This window comes from Lactobacillus sp. MRS-253-APC-2B (assembly GCF_012843675.1).
Lineage (GTDB): Bacteria > Bacillota > Bacilli > Lactobacillales > Lactobacillaceae > Limosilactobacillus > Limosilactobacillus pulli.
The window spans coordinates 1-1109 of the sequence record NZ_JABAFO010000047.1 but is presented as its reverse complement, the minus strand read 5'-3'; the positions used below and the strand labels follow the sequence as shown (position 1 = coordinate 1109).

Sequence of the window (1109 nt, the reverse complement as noted above, 5' to 3'; positions counted from 1 at the left end):
GCAGTGACGGTATCTAACCAGAAAGTCACGGCTAACTACGTGCCAGCAGCCGCGGTAATACGTAGGTGGCAAGCGTTATCCGGATTTATTGGGCGTAAAGCGAGCGCAGGCGGTTTGATAAGTCTGATGTGAAAGCCTTTGGCTTAACCAAAGAAGTGCATCGGAAACTGTCAGACTTGAGTGCAGAAGAGGGCAGTGGAACTCCATGTGTAGCGGTGGAATGCGTAGATATATGGAAGAACACCAGTGGCGAAGGCGGCTGCCTGGTCTGCAACTGACGCTGAGGCTCGAAAGCATGGGTAGCGAACAGGATTAGATACCCTGGTAGTCCATGCCGTAAACGATGAGTGCTAGGTGTTGGAGGGTTTCCGCCCTTCAGTGCCGCAGCTAACGCATTAAGCACTCCGCCTGGGGAGTACGACCGCAAGGTTGAAACTCAAAGGAATTGACGGGGGCCCGCACAAGCGGTGGAGCATGTGGTTTAATTCGAAGCTACGCGAAGAACCTTACCAGGTCTTGACATCTTGCGCCAACCCTAGAGATAGGGCGTTTCCTTCGGGAACGCAATGACAGGTGGTGCATGGTCGTCGTCAGCTCGTGTCGTGAGATGTTGGGTTAAGTCCCGCAACGAGCGCAACCCTTGTTACTAGTTGCCAGCATTCAGTTGGGCACTCTAGTGAGACTGCCGGTGACAAACCGGAGGAAGGTGGGGACGACGTCAGATCATCATGCCCCTTATGACCTGGGCTACACACGTGCTACAATGGACGGTACAACGAGTCGCGAACTCGCGAGGGCAAGCTAATCTCTTAAAACCGTTCTCAGTTCGGACTGCAGGCTGCAACTCGCCTGCACGAAGTCGGAATCGCTAGTAATCGCGGATCAGCATGCCGCGGTGAATACGTTCCCGGGCCTTGTACACACCGCCCGTCACACCATGAGAGTTTGCAACACCCAAAGTCGGTGGGGTAACCCTTCGGGGAGCTAGCCGCCTAAGGTGGGGCAGATGATTAGGGTGAAGTCGTAACAAGGTAGCCGTAGGAGAACCTGCGGCTGGATCACCTCCTTTCTAAGGAATTAATCGGAAACCTGCACATTCGTTGAAACTG

1 rRNA gene is annotated in these 1109 nt (G+C 54.1%); it reads left to right on the top strand.

From position 1 onward, the window contains the following. Positions 1-1069 (top strand): 16S ribosomal RNA (locus HF864_RS09355); the annotation flags it as partial. Between the last annotated feature and the right edge of the window lie 40 nt (positions 1070-1109).